This window comes from Halomonas sp. 7T (assembly GCF_025643255.1).
Taxonomy (GTDB): Bacteria; Pseudomonadota; Gammaproteobacteria; order Pseudomonadales; family Halomonadaceae; genus Vreelandella.
In genome coordinates this window covers 2,232,837-2,249,645 of sequence record NZ_CP087112.1, presented here as the reverse complement: position 1 = coordinate 2,249,645, position 16,809 = coordinate 2,232,837, and the positions used below count along the sequence as shown (strand labels likewise).

At 57.0% G+C, this 16,809-nt stretch carries 18 protein-coding genes; 15 read left to right on the top strand and 3 right to left on the bottom strand.

Translation table 11 applies throughout. From position 1 onward, the window contains the following. Positions 1–26: 26 nt before the first annotated feature. Positions 27–1,034 (top strand): zinc-dependent alcohol dehydrogenase family protein, encoded by a 1,008-nt coding sequence (locus LOS15_RS10520; protein WP_263065792.1) that lies wholly within the window; start codon positions 27–29, stop codon positions 1,032–1,034. A gap of 93 nt (positions 1,035–1,127) precedes the next feature. Further along, positions 1,128–1,661 carry an NUDIX domain-containing protein gene (locus LOS15_RS10515; protein WP_263065791.1) on the top strand — a complete coding sequence of 178 codons (534 nt, stop codon included), beginning with the start codon at positions 1,128–1,130 and terminating at the stop codon, positions 1,659–1,661. An 85-nt stretch (positions 1,662–1,746) separates the two neighbouring features. Here LOS15_RS10515 and LOS15_RS10510 read toward each other — a convergent pair whose 3' ends face one another. Then, positions 1,747–2,019: a hypothetical protein gene (locus LOS15_RS10510; protein ID WP_263065790.1), complete on the bottom strand. Its 273-nt coding sequence runs from the start codon at positions 2,017–2,019 to the stop codon at positions 1,747–1,749. 152 nt (positions 2,020–2,171) lie between these two features. On the opposite strand from LOS15_RS10510, the gene LOS15_RS10505 reads away from it, so the two are divergent. From LOS15_RS10505 to LOS15_RS10495, 3 genes are read left to right on the top strand one after another with little or no spacing between them, the layout of a single operon-like run. Beyond that, positions 2,172–3,392, top strand: coding sequence for a hypothetical protein (locus tag LOS15_RS10505; RefSeq protein WP_263065789.1), 1,221 nt, complete (start codon positions 2,172–2,174; stop codon positions 3,390–3,392). A gap of 8 nt (positions 3,393–3,400) precedes the next feature. Then, positions 3,401–4,231 carry a mechanosensitive ion channel family protein gene (locus LOS15_RS10500; RefSeq protein ID WP_263065787.1) on the top strand — a complete coding sequence of 277 codons (831 nt, stop codon included), beginning with the start codon at positions 3,401–3,403 and terminating at the stop codon, positions 4,229–4,231. Further along, the gene (locus tag LOS15_RS10495; protein WP_263065786.1) at positions 4,228–4,986 is read left to right on the top strand and encodes a DUF429 domain-containing protein; all 759 of its coding nucleotides are present in this window, start codon (positions 4,228–4,230) and stop codon (positions 4,984–4,986) included. Before LOS15_RS10500 ends, LOS15_RS10495 begins: the two co-directional genes overlap by 4 nt. 4 nt (positions 4,987–4,990) lie before the next feature. On the opposite strand, the gene LOS15_RS10490 is transcribed toward LOS15_RS10495, so the two are convergent. Further along, a complete protein-coding gene (locus LOS15_RS10490) occupies positions 4,991–5,722 on the bottom strand; it encodes a YebC/PmpR family DNA-binding transcriptional regulator (protein WP_263065784.1) in 732 nt (243 codons plus the stop codon). 188 nt (positions 5,723–5,910) lie between these two features. On the opposite strand from LOS15_RS10490, the gene LOS15_RS10485 reads away from it, so the two are divergent. Both LOS15_RS10485 and LOS15_RS10480 read left to right on the top strand, forming a co-directional pair. After that, on the top strand, positions 5,911–6,528 hold the full coding sequence (locus tag LOS15_RS10485; protein WP_263065783.1) for a LysE family translocator: 618 nt from the start codon (positions 5,911–5,913) through the stop codon (positions 6,526–6,528). A gap of 72 nt (positions 6,529–6,600) precedes the next feature. After that, positions 6,601–7,086 carry a glutathione peroxidase gene (locus tag LOS15_RS10480; protein WP_263065781.1) on the top strand — a complete coding sequence of 162 codons (486 nt, stop codon included), beginning with the start codon at positions 6,601–6,603 and terminating at the stop codon, positions 7,084–7,086. A gap of 19 nt (positions 7,087–7,105) precedes the next feature. Here the strand turns inward: LOS15_RS10480 and LOS15_RS10475 are convergent, their stop codons facing one another. Then, complete coding sequence (locus LOS15_RS10475; RefSeq protein ID WP_263065779.1) at positions 7,106–7,492, bottom strand: hypothetical protein; 387 nt, start codon at positions 7,490–7,492, stop codon at positions 7,106–7,108. A 158-nt stretch (positions 7,493–7,650) separates the two neighbouring features. Here LOS15_RS10475 and fabV point away from each other — a divergent pair, with 158 nt between their 5' ends. The 8 genes from fabV to astB all read left to right on the top strand — a co-directional run bounded on the left by fabV (position 7,651) and on the right by astB (position 16,665). Beyond that, the gene (fabV, locus tag LOS15_RS10470) at positions 7,651–8,856 is read left to right on the top strand and encodes an enoyl-ACP reductase FabV (RefSeq protein WP_263065778.1); all 1,206 of its coding nucleotides are present in this window, start codon (positions 7,651–7,653) and stop codon (positions 8,854–8,856) included. A 70-nt stretch (positions 8,857–8,926) separates the two neighbouring features. Next, entirely contained in the window at positions 8,927–9,142 is a 216-nt protein-coding gene (locus LOS15_RS10465) for a hypothetical protein (RefSeq protein ID WP_263065777.1), read from the top strand. Positions 9,143–9,342: 200 nt separating this feature from the next. After that, the gene (locus tag LOS15_RS10460; protein ID WP_263065776.1) at positions 9,343–10,317 is read left to right on the top strand and encodes a GlxA family transcriptional regulator; all 975 of its coding nucleotides are present in this window, start codon (positions 9,343–9,345) and stop codon (positions 10,315–10,317) included. A gap of 100 nt (positions 10,318–10,417) precedes the next feature. After that, complete coding sequence (locus LOS15_RS10455; protein ID WP_263065774.1) at positions 10,418–11,632, top strand: aspartate aminotransferase family protein; 1,215 nt, start codon at positions 10,418–10,420, stop codon at positions 11,630–11,632. 35 nt (positions 11,633–11,667) lie between these two features. Continuing rightward, positions 11,668–12,732: an arginine N-succinyltransferase gene (locus LOS15_RS10450; protein WP_263065772.1), complete on the top strand. Its 1,065-nt coding sequence runs from the start codon at positions 11,668–11,670 to the stop codon at positions 12,730–12,732. Continuing rightward, positions 12,732–13,763: an arginine N-succinyltransferase gene (gene astA, locus LOS15_RS10445; RefSeq protein ID WP_263065771.1), complete on the top strand. Its 1,032-nt coding sequence runs from the start codon at positions 12,732–12,734 to the stop codon at positions 13,761–13,763. The genes LOS15_RS10450 and astA overlap by 1 nt, the downstream gene beginning before the upstream one ends. A gap of 74 nt (positions 13,764–13,837) precedes the next feature. After that, on the top strand, positions 13,838–15,310 hold the full coding sequence (astD, locus tag LOS15_RS10440; RefSeq protein WP_263069692.1) for a succinylglutamate-semialdehyde dehydrogenase: 1,473 nt from the start codon (positions 13,838–13,840) through the stop codon (positions 15,308–15,310). After that, positions 15,307–16,665 carry an N-succinylarginine dihydrolase gene (astB, locus tag LOS15_RS10435; RefSeq protein ID WP_263065770.1) on the top strand — a complete coding sequence of 453 codons (1,359 nt, stop codon included), beginning with the start codon at positions 15,307–15,309 and terminating at the stop codon, positions 16,663–16,665. Before astD ends, astB begins: the two co-directional genes overlap by 4 nt. Positions 16,666–16,809: the final 144 nt, after the last annotated feature.

Genomic DNA, 16,809 nt, shown 5'->3' with positions numbered 1-16,809 from the left:
AGCGCGTTTTTAAAGGAGGTAGAGCAATGCAAGCCATTCAGCTTCAACACCCCGGCGGTTTAGAGAAATTGAACGTGGTAAATCTCGCCGCCCCCAGCGACCCTGGCCCCGGCGAAATTAAAGTACGCCTGCATGCGAGTTCGCTCAATTTCCATGACTATGCAGTGGTCGCGGGCATGATACCCACCGACGATGGCCGTATACCCATGTCAGATGGAGCAGGGGTGGTCGAAGCCGTTGGCGAGGGCGTCAGTGAGTTTGCCGTTGGTGATACGGTGGTGTCTACCTTCTTCCCCGACTGGCTCGAAGGCCCCGCGCGAGTTGGTGACTTCACCACCACACCAGGGGATGGCGTTGATGGCTACGCCCGTGAACAGGTGGTGGCTCCCGCGACGTCGTTTACCCATCAACCTGAAGGCTATAGTCATGCGGAGTCTGCAACGCTTACTACTGCAGGTTTAACCGCTTGGCGCGCCCTAGTGGTAGATGGCGGGCTGAAAGCAGGTGATACCGTGCTGGTGCTGGGTACCGGCGGCGTCTCAATCTTTGCGCTGCAGTTTGCCAAGATGATGGGGGCACGTGTGATCGCAACGTCCTCGTCTAATGAAAAGCTTGAGCGGCTGCGTGAGCTGGGTGCCGAGCACACGATCAACTATAAAGAGACGCCAGACTGGGGTAAGGCGGTTAAAGCACTTACCAACGGTGAAGGCGTGGATCATGTGGTTGAGGTAGGTGGCCCCGGCACGCTGCCGCAGTCCATTGATGCCGTCAAAATTGGTGGGCATATCTCACTGATTGGCGTGCTCACCGGTCGTGAAGGCGAGATTCCTACTGCCAAGCTCATGGCCAAACAGGCCAAGCTACAGGGGTTAATCGTGGGCAGTCGCCGTCACCAAGTCGAGATGATTCGCGCCATTGAAGCATCCAATCTGCGGCCGATTATTGACCGCGAGTTTGCGCTCCATGACATTGCTGACGCTTTCCGCCATCAGGAATCTGGTAAGCACTTTGGCAAAATCTGCCTCACTTTCTAAGTGTTCGCCTTCGTCTCAGAGGTGATCCATTGAGCGAGTGAACTAACGCGGCCATTTGCGTAGAATGGCCGCTTTTATTTGCCAGGAAAGTTCATGCAGCATATTGCTCATCTTGTTCATGAGGCACTGTCCGCGCCGCTTGTGTTAGAGCAGATGCGCGTCTTAACGCGCGAAGCCTCCCGTGCGATCGTCATGCGTGATGACCAGATTTTGCTGCTTTATACCGAACGCTACGACGATTTTAGCTTTCCAGGCGGCGGTATTGACGCAGGCGAAAGCCCTGAAGTGGGCCTTCATCGTGAACTCTCTGAAGAGACGGGTGCCAAGGATATCGAAGTAACCTCACATTTTGGCTACGTAACAGAATATACACCCACCTGGAAAAAGCAGTGGGACGTAATGTTTCAAACGTCCCACTGGTTTACCTGCCAAATTGGCACTGCGTTGGGGGAAGCGAAAATGGAAGATTACGAAACGGCCAACGGCATGTCGGCGAAGTGGGTACCTATTGAAGAGGCTCTACGCCACAATCGCAGTGTTATTGCACGTCGCCCATCCTCCATGGGCCTCTCCATTCACCGCGAAACTCTGGTGCTTGAGCGTGTGGCGATGGCGCAGAGCCGCTAGCCCGATTTCCTCTATGCCCTATACGCTCTCTGCCCTTTGGTTATTAGCAGTTACTACTTATTAGACTCAGACGAGCTTAAGCCCACTAGGCCTGTTCATGTAGCCGGCTGTATACCACCCCTTTTACCTCCAGTTCCCAGATATCTTCGTAAGGAACCATGGTGCCCTCGACATCGCCAGGCTCGCGAGTGCTATTTTTGATATCCGTTTCAGGGATGACTTTGACGCCTGCGAACCCAACATGCTGGATGCGCGCGCTCAGTCTGTTACCGTCGTGGTCGATAAGCACTCGCTCGCCAGCAATGCACTTTGAAAGCTTCTCGTGTAACTCTTCCGTGGTCACGTTTACTACGCTCATCTATGTCTCCTGCGCATCATATTCACATTAAGTAGCCACCAGTTTAGTAGATATTTCTAGCCCCTTCATTTTAGGCGCCACGTTCGTATTGCGCGGCCATAAACCGATTGGCGTGCTAATCTTTATTTTCTTATTTAGCCGAAGGTAGCCTTATGGTGCTGCGCTCAAGCAAAGAGGCCCCACCACTGTGGGACGTGGTTGCGCTAGCGGATTTTACAACCCCTGAGCGTACCCAGGCTAGCCAGTGGCGGCGTAGCTGGCTGGCGGCAACCCGTTGGCTAGTGGGCCGAGAGGCCGCCGAGCACAAAGCGAAACAAGAGAGCGAACTGCGCGCCCTGCCAGAAGTAAGGCTAGCCCATTTGGTACCTGACATAGACTGGTCGCCTGGGGCGAGGGCACTGGCTCAGGTGCTTCTCCAGCAGGGCCTTAACGAAGAGCCGGTGGTGTTTTTCATTACCCCGCCGCATGGCGGGCATAGCGCCATTGTTAAGCATTGGGCTCAGCAGCAGGGTATTAACTGCTTGGCGTCCCCTACCTACCAGGAGCTTTCAGAAGGCACGCTTGAATGGTTAGCGCGTTGTGAAAACCAGCACCGCTGGGTGCTGCCAGCATTGGAGCGCTGTTTTTTGCGCCATACCCAAGGCTTGCAAGGGGTGCGTGCACTACTGGAGCGTGCGTTAAGCGGGCGTATGGGACGTGGGGTAATTGGCTGTGACAGTTGGACATACGCCTATTTGCAACAGGCGATAGGTCTCGATGGCGCGCCTGCTTTTACGCTTCAGGCAGTTGAGGGCCAACAGCTTGCCTATTACTTCGCGCACTTGGCGGATGGCGGTAGCTGCCCCACGGTGTATAGCACCCGTACCGGTAACCCTATTCTTGCAAACGACGATAGTGACGATAACGCCGAAAATGGGCGTAAAGCGGTGCATAAAGAACTACAGCGCTTAGCGGCCCACTGCCGTGGTCACTTAGGCATCGCTTGGCACTACTGGCGGGAGCAGCTGCGCGAGCCAGCTGAAAACAGCGATTCACCACAGTCTCAGAACCAGTCTCAAAACCAGTCTCAAAATGCTGCGCCGTCTGAAGAGCTGTGGCTGCTGGACGCCTTGGCGGAAGCGGAGCTGCCAGCGGAGACTGGAGATCTAGCGACGCTGTTACTGCATGCGCTCTTGATTCATGGCGGGCTGGAGGATCAGGCACTAGGGGATGTACTCCCTTTTTCCCATCATGAAGTGTTAACTGCACGGCTATCGCTGGCTCGCAAGGGGCTACTCGTTTTCCATCAAGGGCGCTGGCAAGTGTCGCCGTTAAGCTACGCCAGCGTGCGACAGTTGTTGGAATCTCGCAACTACCTAGTGGATGCGCTTTAGGAGGGCAAATGGACGATAACGAGCAGTACGCCAGACTATTTAACGATATCGATAGCCAAGCGTTCATCATTCTCGGCGTTACGCTGGCTAGTACAGTACTGTTGATTATTGCGAGCCAGTATGGCTTGAACTGGCTAGCTAATCGGCTACATGGTCAGCTTCGGTTCCGAGTATTTGCGCTTGTGCCGCTCACACGGCTGCTTATTTTAATTGCTGCCCTGGTCGTGGCGGTGCCCATTGTTATCGAACCTTCCATGCGCAATATGGTGACGCTGTTAGGGGCGATCGGTTTAGCGATTGGCTTTGCCCTAAAAGATTATGTGAGTAGCCTGATAGCCGGGGTGGTCTCAGCAGTGGAACTGCCCTATCGTCCGGGGGACTGGGTGAGTATCGAGGGTACATACGGCGAGGTAAAGCACGTTGGGATGCGTACCGTGGATATCCAAACGCCCGATGATGATATGGTCGCGGTGCCCCATCTCAAGCTGTGGGACTCAGCGATTCATAATGCGAATAACGGCGGCACCAGCCTGCAGTGCGTTACGCATTTTTACTTACACCCAGAGCATGAGGCAGAACGCGTTCGCAAAACCCTACGAGATGTGGCACTTACCAGCGCCTACCTTAAGTTTGACAGGCCCATTATCGTCGTGGCAGAAGAGAAACCGTGGGGCACTCACTATCGCATCCGCGCCTACCCAGTTGACCCACGGCAACAGTTTTTATTCATTACCGACCTTACCGTGCGAGGTAAGCAGGTGCTGAGCGATATGGGCATTAAGCCAGCGCTACTGCCACCTGATGCGGTATTGGATTCACAGAGCGAAGCCAGTCGATGACGTTAAGACCAACGCTTTATGTCGGCTGGGATGTAGGTGGCTGGAACTGTGATAGCAACCCCGCTAGCCGCGATGCGCTGGTGGTATTGGATGAGTCGCTGACCATGGTGGGCACGCCGTGGCGCGGCAACCTGCGCACCACGCTCAATGAGGCCAACTCCAGCCGCGATCTGCTGAATCGCCTGCTGGCGCTTTGCCACTACACGGCCAGCGGCCACGAACGGGTAGTGATGGCAATCGATACGCCGTTAGCGCTCCCGCAAGCGCTGTTGGCGCTTGCTCGTGGCGAGCCCGTCGATGCCCTGGGCCGCTCACAGGAGAACCCTTACCTCTACCGTCAAACGGAGCGCTGGCTATTTGCCCGAGGCGTGACGCCTCTCTCTCCGATCAAAGACATGATTGGCAGCCAAGCCACTAAAGGCATGCACCTTTTGGCGCGCTTTGCGCCCCATAGCGTACGCCGCGGCCAGTGGGCGAGTGAGCAGGGTGAGCTGTTAGCCGTCGAGGGCTACCCGTCGCCCGCCAAACGCTCGGCGGCGTTTGCTACGCTGCAAGGGAAAATTCGCCTGCCTGAGGCGTTCGTCTCCATGCTGCACCAGCCAACGCCGAAACAGCAGGATAGCCAGGACGCTTGCTTTTGTGCACTGCTTGCCTGGAGCCTTGAGCATGCGCCTGAGCATATCGCTTGGCCGCCAGCAGAGATGCCAGCGGCGGAAGGGTGGATCTTTGTACCAAAGGATGCGCTAAGCGACTAGCCGTTTAGGAGCTCTCTTCTGGCAGCTCCGCGCTATGGAAAACGTTCTGCACGTCGTCGAGCTCTTCCAGCATGCCCAGAAATTTTTCAAACATCGCCACATCATCGCCTTCAATCGGCGTGGTGGTTTGCGGCAGAAACTGGATTTCGTCGACCTCAAAGTCGATCTCACCAAAGGCATCCAACAGCGCCTGCTTCGCTTTGGCGTAGTCGGTGTGCGGCGCAAACACTGTGATGCGGCCTTCTTCCTGCTCAATATCGGTGACATCCACGTCGGCTTCCATCAGCGCTTCCAATACGGCTTCTTCATCGCTGCCGTTAAAGGAGAAAATTGCGCAGTGGTCGAACATGTGGCTGACGCTGCCCGGCGTACCAATCTTGCTTTTCGTTTTGGTAAAACAGCCGCGTACATCGCCAAAGGTGCGGTTGGGGTTGTCGGTTAAGCAGTCAACAATCACCATGGCGTTGCCAGGGCCAAACCCCTCATAACGCGCCGGAGAGAAGTCTTCGCCGCCTGCGCCGCTGGCTTTATCCAGGGCTTTATCAATCACGTGAGACGGCACTTGGTCTTTCTTGGCGCGCTCCATCAAACCGCGTAGTGCGAGGTTGCCGTTTGGGTCGGTACCGCCCGCTTTGGCACAAACGTAAATTTCGCGTCCGTACTTGCTGTAAACCTTGGTTTTCGCAGCGGCCGTTTTGGCCATGGATTCCTTACGGTTTTGAAACGCCCTACCCATGTTGAAGTCCTTTATTAGCCATGAATCGCCTGCGTGCAGGCGTCACCTTGATTCAAAAAAGGAGAAATTTTACCCAACAGCGTACCATGCTAACAGCGTTATTTAAGTGTCTGCATTTATTCACTAGCGGTTGATCGAGTTAGCGTATAATAGCGTCTTCTTAACTACTGATTGTACGGAGAGAGAACATGCCACTGTCACTCTGGCTGTCGCTGGCTGCGATCTGCGCTATGGGGGCTATGTCGCCGGGGCCGAGCCTGGCGCTGGTATTGCGCCACACGCTAGGGGGCGGGCGTTTGCCTGGGATGACCGCGGGTATCTTTCACGCGTTAGGGGTCGGTTTTTATGCGCTGCTTACGGTGTGGGGGCTAGGTGCGCTGATTGCGCGCCATCCCCAGCTATTCCAGGTGGTCACATGGCTTGGCGCCGCGTATTTGGCTTGGCTAGGGGTGCAAGCACTAAGAGCAGGCAGGGCCAGCGCGTTATCACCAAGCGCGGTTAAAACCACGACGCGTCAGGCAGCCAAAGAGGCAGTGTTAGTAGCACTCGGTAATCCTAAGCTGATTATTTTCTTTGTCGCGCTGTTGAGCCAATTCGTGACGCCCGAGATGAGCATCCTGGCCAAAGCGATTATTGTGGTTACCGCTATGGTCATTGATGGTGGTTGGTACGTGCTGGTGGCGCTGGGTCTTTCCCATTCCAGCGTATTGCCGTGGCTGCAGCGTCACGCGCACTGGGTTAACCGAGCCACAGGGGTGCTGTTGATCGCACTGGCGCTTCGCGTTGTTGTGGGGCCAATCAGTTAACCAGCGCTGGCGTAAGCGCATCTACCGTGGCATGGTGACACAATGCTAGCGAAGGCAAGTAGGGGCCTTGCGATGACGATTTATGATCAAGATTGCTATACCCACCAAGGCGAGCCGTTCAATTTGCGCGCCCTGCGTGGACAAGTATTGCTGGTGGTCAATGTGGCTAGCAAATGTGGCTTTACGCCGCAGTTAAAAGAGTTGGAGGGGCTTTATACCCGGTATCGCGATCGTGGCTTTACAGTGCTGGGGTTTCCTTGTAACCAGTTTGGCCGGCAGGCTCCCGAAAGTGCGGAAGCATTTTGCGCCTTTGGCGAGCAAGAGTACGGCGTGAGTTTTCCATTAATGGAAAAAGTGGACGTCAATGGCCGCGATGCTCACCCGCTATTTGTACTTTTGAAGCAGCAGGCGCCAGGCGTGATGGGCACTAAACTCGTCAAATGGAACTTTACAAAATTTTTAGTAGGGCGAGATGGCCAAGTGATCGCTCGTTTTGGGCCTAAAGACCATGGCTTGCCACTACGATTAGCACTAGAAGCCGCGCTTGATAAAGTGTGAATACCCGTCGTCGCAGCCTTTAGTGCTGTTCGCCGCGAGCGACCATCAAACGGCTCATCAATGCCTCCCAGCGATGGCGAACCATCATCGTCGTTAAAGAGGAAAACAGCGCCCAGCTCTTTCGCCGCCAACCTTTTAGCCGCAGGTTGTGGCTCACTAGCTGCTTCATCAGTTTATAATCATCGAACTGACGCCACTCGCTGGCAACCGACAGCTGATGCCGAGACATGACAGGCGCCATTTCCAAACGGAACATCCACTCAAGCTCTTCCAGCGTCATATCATGCTGTTGAATCACGTCGATCATCTTGGCGTAGTCGCGCTCGCTGGGCTCGCGGTCAAGCCAAAGCGGGGCAAGAGCCAGCCATAGGTCGCCGCGCTCATCGACTAGCTGCTGTGCATTCATGGATAACTCGTCGGCAATGGATGAATAGGCCGCTATCCTGCCGCGATCGACAGCGAAGCTCAAGTGCGGACAGGGCGCCCGTAGATGGCTAGAATAGCCTCATTAGCTGATGGCATTGCCATGTTGATAATGAAATCAAATCGATAAAGAGGTTCAACGTGATTATTAAACCCAAAGTGCGCGGCTTTATTTGCACCACGACCCACCCTGTAGGCTGCGAGAAGAACGTTCTAGAACAGATCGAAGCAACGCGTGCCCGTGGGCTGGATAAAAGTCAGGGCCCCAAAAAGGTTTTAGTGATTGGTGCGTCTAGCGGCTACGGCTTAGCGGCTCGTATCACTGCCGCCTTTGGTTACGGTGCCGACACCTTGGGTGTCTTCTTTGAAAAGCCCAGCAGTGAGAAAAAAACCGGCACGGCAGGTTGGTATAACAGCGCTGCCTTCGACAAATTCGCCAAACAGGAAGGCTTGTACAGTAAATCCATCAATGGCGATGCGTTTTCTCATGAAGCGCGGGAAAAGGCCATCGAGCTGATTAAGCAGGACATGGGTGAAGTTGACCTGGTCATATACTCCCTGGCATCCCCCGTGCGCAAGCTGCCGGATACCGGCGAAGTCAAACGCTCCAGCCTAAAGCCAATCGGTGAGACCTACCGCGCCACGGCGATTGATACCAACAAAGACGCCATCATCGAAGCCGAAGTGGAACCCGCCACTCAGCAAGAGATCGACGACACCATTACCGTAATGGGCGGCGAAGATTGGGAACTGTGGATGAGCGCGCTGGATGACGCGGGCGTGCTGGCTAAAGGCGCCCGCAGCGTGGCGTTTAGCTATATCGGCACCGAAATCACTTGGCCGATCTACTGGCACGGTGCCCTGGGTAAAGCCAAAGAGGACTTGGACCGCGCAGCGTCGGCCATCGATGCCAAGCTGAAAGAGAGCGGTGGGGGAGCCAACGTAGCGGTGCTGAAATCCGTGGTAACCCAGGCCAGCGCCGCGATCCCCGTGATGCCGCTCTACATCGCCATGGTCTACCGCATCATGAAGGAGCAGGGGCTGCATGAAGGCACTATCGATCAGCTAAACCGCCTGTTCGGCGAGCGCCTTTATTCAGGTCAGCCTGGCGAAATGGCGACTGACGACCAAGGACGCCTACGCCTAGACGACTGGGAGCTGCGTGACGATGTTCAAAAAGCTTGCCAAGATCTGTGGCCAGCAGTCACAACGGAGAACCTATTCGAAATTACCGACTATGCTGGTTACAAGCATGAGTTTTTAAAGCTATTTGGCTTTGAGCGTAATGATGTGGACTATGATGTGGATGTGAACCCAGACGTTGAGTTCGATGTCATTAACTTATAAGTGGTGAGGCAGTAGCGCTAGCAACAAGAACTCGTACTCATCTTTTCTGCCGTAGTAACAGGAGGCGTTTATGGATACTAGGGAAAGCAAGACTCAAGAAGAGGAGAAAGAGCACGTCATAAATCAGCGTATACCTGAGGATTTTGAGAGTGCTGAACCTCAGCGCCAGCCGGAGGCCAAAAAACCGCCTAAAGGCCTTCATAAGCTCTTACCCTTAATTATTATCGTGCTTGGGGTAGTGGTTGCTGGGTTTCTCATTCTTGGTGCAGGGAATGGAGGAGGCTAACGAACGGTCTCTCTTTTCCTGTAAGAAATCGATTGCCGGGCTTTTTGCCCGGCAATTTGCATTTATGCGCTCTGTTTTTGTTTAAAACACCGTAGCGCTGCCTTAAAGAGCACAATTGGGTAAGATGTAACCATTACAGTCGACCCAGTTAGCCAGCGGACGGTTTTCATGCAGCGCAATAGGCCGCACAGCGAATTCACATGCATTCCAGTACGTTAACGCCACCCCCAAGCCACCGCAGGCGGGTGGCCTTTGTGCTGCTGCCAGGGTTTTCGCTATTGGCGCACGCTAGCGCCATGGAGCCGCTGCAAATGGCCAACCAGCTTAGTGGCCAAATGCTGTACCAAACGGTGACTCTCAGCCTAGATGACGAGCCGGTGCGCAGCGGTGCGCAGCTTTCACTCATCGCGCAGCACGCATTGGGAGCGCCTCTTGGCCCGCTGGATCTACTGCTGGTATGCGCGCCCACGCCGCTGCCGTACGCACTGCCCGCGAAGCTCAATGAGTGGCTGCGCAGCCATCAGGGGCGAGGTGTGGCGTTTGGCGGTTTGGCTGGGGGCACCGAGGTGCTCGCTCGCTGTGGCTTACTGGAAGGCTACCGCGCCACCTTGCCTTGGCAACGTTTTGACGCCTTTGTCCAAGCCTACCCCCAAGTCACGCTTTCTCAGCAGCTGTTCGAAATTGATCGTGACCGCTTAACCTGTGCGGGCGGCACCGCCGCGATGGACATGATGCTCACGCTGATTGGCAAACATCACGGCCCGCGCTTGGCCGAACAGGTCTCCGAGCAGTTTGTCTGCGATCGTATTCGCCTAGCCGACGAGCGTCAGCACGTCCCGCTGCGCAACCGCCTGGGCCACGCGCCCCAAAGTTTGGTGGATGCGGTCACGCTAATGGAAAGCAATATCGAAGAACCGCTCTCGACGCTGGAACTCGCCGAACATCTAGGCATTTCCCGCCGTCAGCTAGAGCGCTTGTTCAAGAAATACCTTCAGGCGGTCCCCAGCCGCTACTACCTGGATTTACGCCTGCAGGATGCCCGTAAACAGCTGAGAGAGAGCGATCGTCCGGTGGGGGATATTGCTCTGATGACCGGGTTCTCCTCTGGCGCGCACTTTTCCACCGCTTACCGCAACCACTTTGGCATTACGCCGCGAGAAGAGCGGCTGGGTTAAGCGCAGCTTTTCATAATTTACCGTCCCAATACTGAAAGCAGGGCGTCCATCGCCCCCCGTATACTGATTCTATCGCTTACTCCACTGGAGGTACTGTCCCATGAGCCACACCCCGAGCCGTCAAGATTTCGACCACTACATGACGCCTAACTACGCGCCGCAGCAGATTATTCCTGTGCGTGGTGAAGGCAGCCGCTTGTGGGACCAAGAGGGCCGTGAGTACATCGACTTTGCCGGTGGCATCGCGGTGAACTCCTTGGGTCACTGCCATCCGGTGCTGGTGAATGCGTTAAAAGAGCAGGGCGAAAAGCTTTGGCATCTCTCCAACGTGTTTACCAACGAACCAGCGCTAAAACTGGCCAAAACCCTCACCGAGCGCACGTTCGCCGATAAAGTGTTCCTGTGCTCCTCCGGTGGCGAAGCCAACGAAGCTGCACTGAAGCTGGCCCGTCGTTGGGCGGTAGACCACCACGGTGAGCATAAAGATAAAATCATCTCGTTCTACCAGTCGTTCCATGGCCGCACCTTCTTCACCGTCAGCGTGGGTGGCCAGCCCAAGTACTCTCAAGGCTTTGGCCCGGTGCCGGGCGGCATTCTGCATGCCAACTTCAACGACCTGGAGAGCGTGCGTAAGCTTGTAGGCGACGATACCTGCGCCATTATGGTGGAGCCGATGCAGGGTGAAGGCGGTATCGTGCCTGCCACCCAGGAGTTCTTGCAGGGCCTGCGCGATCTGTGTGACGAGCACAATGCGCTGCTGATTTTTGATGAAGTGCAAACCGGCGTTGGCCGCAGCGGCGAGCTGTACGCCTATAAAAACTTCGGCATCACGCCGGATATCCTTACCAGCGCTAAATCGCTGGGCGGTGGCTTCCCCATTGGCGCCACGCTGACCACCGATGCCATCGCCAAATCGCTGGCGATTGGTACCCACGGCTCCACCTACGGCGGCAATGCGCTGGCGTCTGCAGTGGCGCTGGCAGCGGTTGAGTTTATTGATACGCCCGAGGTGCTGCAGGGTGTCAAACATCGCCACGACCTGTTCCGCGAACATCTAGAGACTATCAACCGCAAGTACGGCGTGTTTAAAGAGATTCGCGGCATGGGCATGCTGATGGGGGCGCAGATGTCGGATGCCTTTGAAGGCCGCGCCAAAGATATTCTGCCGCTGGCCATTGAAGAGGGGGTGATGGCGCTGATTGCAGGGCCTAACGTGCTTCGTATGGCGCCCTCGCTGGTGATTCCTGAGGAAGATATTGCCGAAGGCATGGCGCGTCTTGAACGTGCCATCGAGCGACTTGTTGCTAGCGCATGAGCAAGCCGCAAGTTAAAAAAGAGGGGGCGTTAAACATGTTGGTAATCCGTCCGGTCACGCTGGCTGACCTTCCCGCCTTAGAGCAACTGGCAGAGCATGCGGTGCCACGGCTTACCAACCTGCCCGCCAACCGAGACCGCCTTGAGGAGCGCATTGTGCGCTCCCAGGAAGCGTTCTCAAGCGATATCGAGTTCCCTGGCAACGAGCACTATATGTTCGTGCTGGCAGATGATAGCCGCAACGAGGTGCTGGGAACGGCCACGATTCGCGCCCAGGCGGGGGCTGCCGAAGCCTACTACACCTATCGTCAAGAGACGCTAATCCACGCCTCCCAGCAGCTCAACGTTCGCCGTGAGGTGCAAACACTGGCGCTCTCTCACGAAGCGTCGGATGCTACGCTGCTCTGCGCGCTGTCGCTCAACCCGCGCTACAAAGGCACCAGCGCGGAGAGCCTGCTGCGCCGGGCGCGGCTGATGTTCATTGCCCAATACCCGGAGCGCTTCTCGCGGATTTTGGCGGTCGCCTTCCCCGGCTATTTAGATAGCCATAATGAATCCCCTTTTTGGGAAAGCGTCGGGCGCCACTTTTTTGCCCGCAACTTCCAAGAGATGAATCACATTGCGGGGGTGCGCTCAAAAAGCTTTATTGCCGAAGTGATGCCCCAGTTCCCGCTCTACTTGCCGCTGTTAACACCCCAGGCCCGCGCCGCCATTGGCCGTGAACACCCGGCCCATGAAGAGGCGCTGGCTGAAATGCTGGCAGAAGGTTTCGTGCGCTCCCGGCACGTGGATATCTTTGACGCAGGTCCGATTGTCAAAGCCGAGCGTGAGCGCCTGGAAACGTTTCGTAATGCCGCTTGGCACCCGGTGCGTGTGCGCCCTGAGCACGCGCTTCCAGATGCTGAGCCGGCGATGATTGCCAATCAGACGCTGGGCGATTTCCGCTGTATTGTGGCGCGCTATGCGCTCTCGCCCACGGGGCAGCTAATGCTCACTCCGCAGCATGCAGCGCGTTTGGGGGTGGAAGAGGGCCGCGCAGTGCTGGCCGCGCCGTTAACCCTGCCAAGCGCGGACGATGCGCTCGATGAAGGAGAGATGTAATGCGCATTCGACCCATTGCCCGTGATGATCTGGATGGGCTCCAGGCGCTTGCGCAGCAGGCAGGTGTGGGGTTTACCTCGCTGCCGGATAACCGTGAGTTCCTGGCCGGTAAAATAGAGGCGGCCGCCCGCGCCTTTGAAGAGCGCACGCCCGTTGATGACCGGCTTTACTTCTTTGTACTAGAGGATGAAAAGAGCGGCGAACTAGCGGGCTGCTGCGCCATTGAGGGCCAGGTGGGGCGCGAAGTGCCGTTCTATAACTACCGGCTCGGTACGCTGGCGCACTCCTCGGTACAGCTTGATCTGCATCGCACTATCGACACGTTGTTTTTAAGCTCTGACCATACCGGCGACGCCGAAGTGTGCTCGCTGTTTCTACGCCCGGAGTATCGCGGCGAGGCCAACAAACACCTGCGCAACGGGGCGCTGCTCTCGAAGGCGCGCTGGCTGTTTATTGCTCAGTTCCGCGACCGCTTTCCGCTGAAAGTGCTGGCCGAGATGCGCGGCGTGTTCGATGAAAACAACGTCAGCCCCTTCTGGGAGAGCCTGGGGAAACACTTCTTCCCCATGGATTTCAACGAAGCCGACCGCTTAACCGGGCTGGGCCAGAAAAGCTTTATCGGCGAGCTGATGCCTAAGTTTCCCATCTACACCACGTTTATGTCGGAAGAGGCGCGGGCGTGTATTGGCCAGGTGCACCGGCACACCCGCCCGGCGTTGGAGATGCTCAAAAAAGAGGGTCTACGCTGGGAAGGATACATCGACATCTTCGATGGTGGTCCTACTGTGGAAGCCTATATCGATGACGTGCGGGGAATTCGTAACTCCGCGCTGTATCAGGTGGAAATCTCGCCCAACGCGCCGCAAGAGAGCGTTAGCCGCTGGCTGGCGGCATCTACCCAGATGCTCAGCTTTACCGCTAGCTGGATAGGCCGGGCGCCCGCAGACGCCAGCACGATAGTGCTCACCCCCGAAGAAGCTGAACGGCTAGGGGTATCCAGTGGCGATACCGTTCGCCTGCTGGAAACCTAACGCCCGGCTCGCTCACAAAATGACTCGACAGACACGCAGGCTCAGTGAAGGAGAGCACGATGCACACCCAGAACATGCACGCCCAGCAGCAGCAACTGATCAACGGTGCCTGGGTAGTCGGCGATGCCGACGCCTTGACCAAGCACGATCCCGTGGCGGGTGCGCTGCTATGGCAAGGCGCAGCGGCCTCTAGCCACCAAGTAGGCGCGGCGGTTGACGCAGCGCGCACGGCATTTCCTGGCTGGGCGCGTACCTCCTTTGCTGAGCGCCAAGCGCTGGTAGAACGTTTTGTGGAAGTGCTCAAGGCGCGTCAGGACGACTTAGCCATCGCCATTGCCTCGGAAACCGGCAAGCCGCTCTGGGAAGCACGCACCGAAGCCGGCGCGATGGTGGGTAAGGTGGCGCTCTCCATCAAGGCGTACCACGAGCGCACCGGGGAGCGTGAAAAAGAGGTCGGCAGCGCTAAAGCGGTACTGCGACACCGTCCCCATGGCGTGATGGCGGTGTTCGGCCCTTACAACTTCCCCGGCCACCTGCCCAACGGTCATATGGTGCCAGCGCTGCTGGCGGGTAACACCGTGGTGTTCAAACCCAGCGACCAAACGCCGCTTACCGCCGATTTAACGCTGCAGTGCTGGGTAGAGGCGGGCTTACCTGCTGGGGTGATCAACTTAGTGCAAGGCGGCGTGGCCGTCGGGCAGGCGCTCTCCGCCCACCCCGGTATCGATGGTCTACTGTTTACCGGCAGCGCTAAAGTAGGCGGGCTGTTACAGCAGCAGTTTGCCGGGCAGCTGGATAAAATCCTCGCACTGGAATTAGGCGGCAATAACCCGCTGGTGGTGAAGGATGTGGACGATGAGCGCGCAGCGGTGCTAACGATTCTGCAGTCGGCGTTTCTCTCTGGCGGCCAGCGCTGTACCTGTGCTCGTCGTCTAATGGTGCCTAACGGCGAAGCGGGCGACCGTCTTATCGACGCGCTTTCCGATGCGATTAGCAAGCTGCATGTAGCAGGGCAGTTTGAGGTAGATCCCGCGCCGTTTTACGGTGGCCTAGTGAGCATTGCTGCCGCCGATGGCTTGCTCAAAGCCCAAGATGAACTGGAAACCATGGGCGGCACCGTGATCAACCGTATGCAGCGCCTCAAGGAGAACACCAGCCTACTCAGCCCTGCGCTGATCGATGTGACAGGCCTGGATGTGCCCGATGAGGAGCACTTCGGCCCGCTGCTGAAAATCCATCGCTACGCGGACTGGGATGAGGCGCTGGTCCTTGCCAACGACACCCGTTACGGCCTTTCCGCTGGGTTGATTGGTGGTGAGCAGGCGGATTGGGACGACTTCCTGCTGCGCATTCGCGCAGGCATTGTGAATTGGAACCGCCAGACTACCGGCGCGTCTGGTGACGCACCCTTCGGCGGCGTCGGCGACAGCGGCAACCACCGCCCCAGCGCCTACTACGCGGCGGATTACTGCGCTTACCCGGTCGCCTCCATGGAGGCTGAAAGTCTGGAAATGCCGGAAACCCTGCCGCCGGGAGTCAACCTATGAACGTGAACAGCATCCGGGAAGTTAACTTCGACGGCTTGGTGGGGCTTACCCATAACTACTCGGGGCTGGCCCACGGTAATGTGGCCTCGATGAGCCACGGCGGTTTGGTTTCTAACCCCAAAGAGGGGGCGCTTCAGGGGCTGGCTAAAATGAAGTCGCTGATGGACGCAGGTTACACCCAGGGCGTGCTGCCTCCTCAGCAGCGCCCGGACTTAGGTGCGCTGCGTGATTTAGGCTTTAGCGGCAGCAATAGCGAGATCCTCGCTCAAGCTGCGAAGCAAGCGCCGCAGCTGCTGCGGGCGGTGTGCTCGGCCTCCAGTATGTGGACGGCTAACGCAGGCACCATTACGCCTAGCGTCGATGCGCCCGATGGCCGGGTGCACTTTACCCCCGCCAATCTACAATCCAGCTTCCACCGATACCTGGAGCCGAAAACCACCGGCCGCGTGCTGCAGGCGATGTTCCGTGATGAGCAGCACTTCGCCCATCACCCGGTGCTACCTGCCACGCCCGCCTTTTCTGATGAAGGGGCAGCTAACCACACCCGCCTGTGCGGCGAGTATGGCGAGCCCGGCGTTCACTTGTTTGTGTATGGTCGCCAGGCGTTTGGTGATGGGCGGAGCGGCGAGCGCGAACCCAAGCGCTACCCCGCCCGCCAAACCCTGGAAGCCAGCCAAGCGGTGGCTCGCCAGCACGGGCTGAGCGAGGCACAAACCGTGTTCGCCCAGCAGCACCCGGAAGCCATCGATGCCGGGGTGTTCCACAACGATGTAATTGCCGTCGGCAACGGCCCGGTGCTGCTCTATCACGAAATGGCGTTTCTCGATGAAGAGCGCACGCTGGACGAACTGCGCGCCAAAATGAGCACGCCGCTGATTCCCGTGCGGGTGCCGGTGGAAGCAGTGAGCATGGAAGATGCCGTGGCATCGTATCTGTTCAACTCTCAGCTGCTCTCCAACCCAGATGGCACCATGACTCTGGTGGTGCCCAGCGAGTGCCAAGAGCGCGAAGCCGTGTGGCACACGATTCAAAACTTCATCCTGGCGGGCAATAACCCCATCGGTGAAGTCATCGTTAAAGATGTGAAGCAGAGCATGCGTAACGGCGGCGGCCCCGCCTGCCTACGCCTGCGAGTGGTACTGTCGGAAGCGGAGCGCGACGCACTTACCGGACGCGTACTGCTCAACGACGCGCTCTATGATGATCTTACCGCCTGGGTGAGCCGCCACTACCGCGACTGCCTTACCAGTGAAGATCTCGCCGACCCACAGCTTGCGACGGAAGTGCTCACCGCGCTGGATGAGCTGACGCAGCTACTGCAAATTGGCTCGGTGTATCCATTCCAGTTGGGGTAAAAATTAAGCTAAGCAATAAATCAAAACGCCAAGGCATTTGAATAGCCTTGGCGTTTTGTATTGAAAAGATAGCGCTAAAGGTTAGCGCATAAAAATCACGTGTGACGTTAGGATATTGTTGCCCTTCACCCTTAGCGAGTTCGG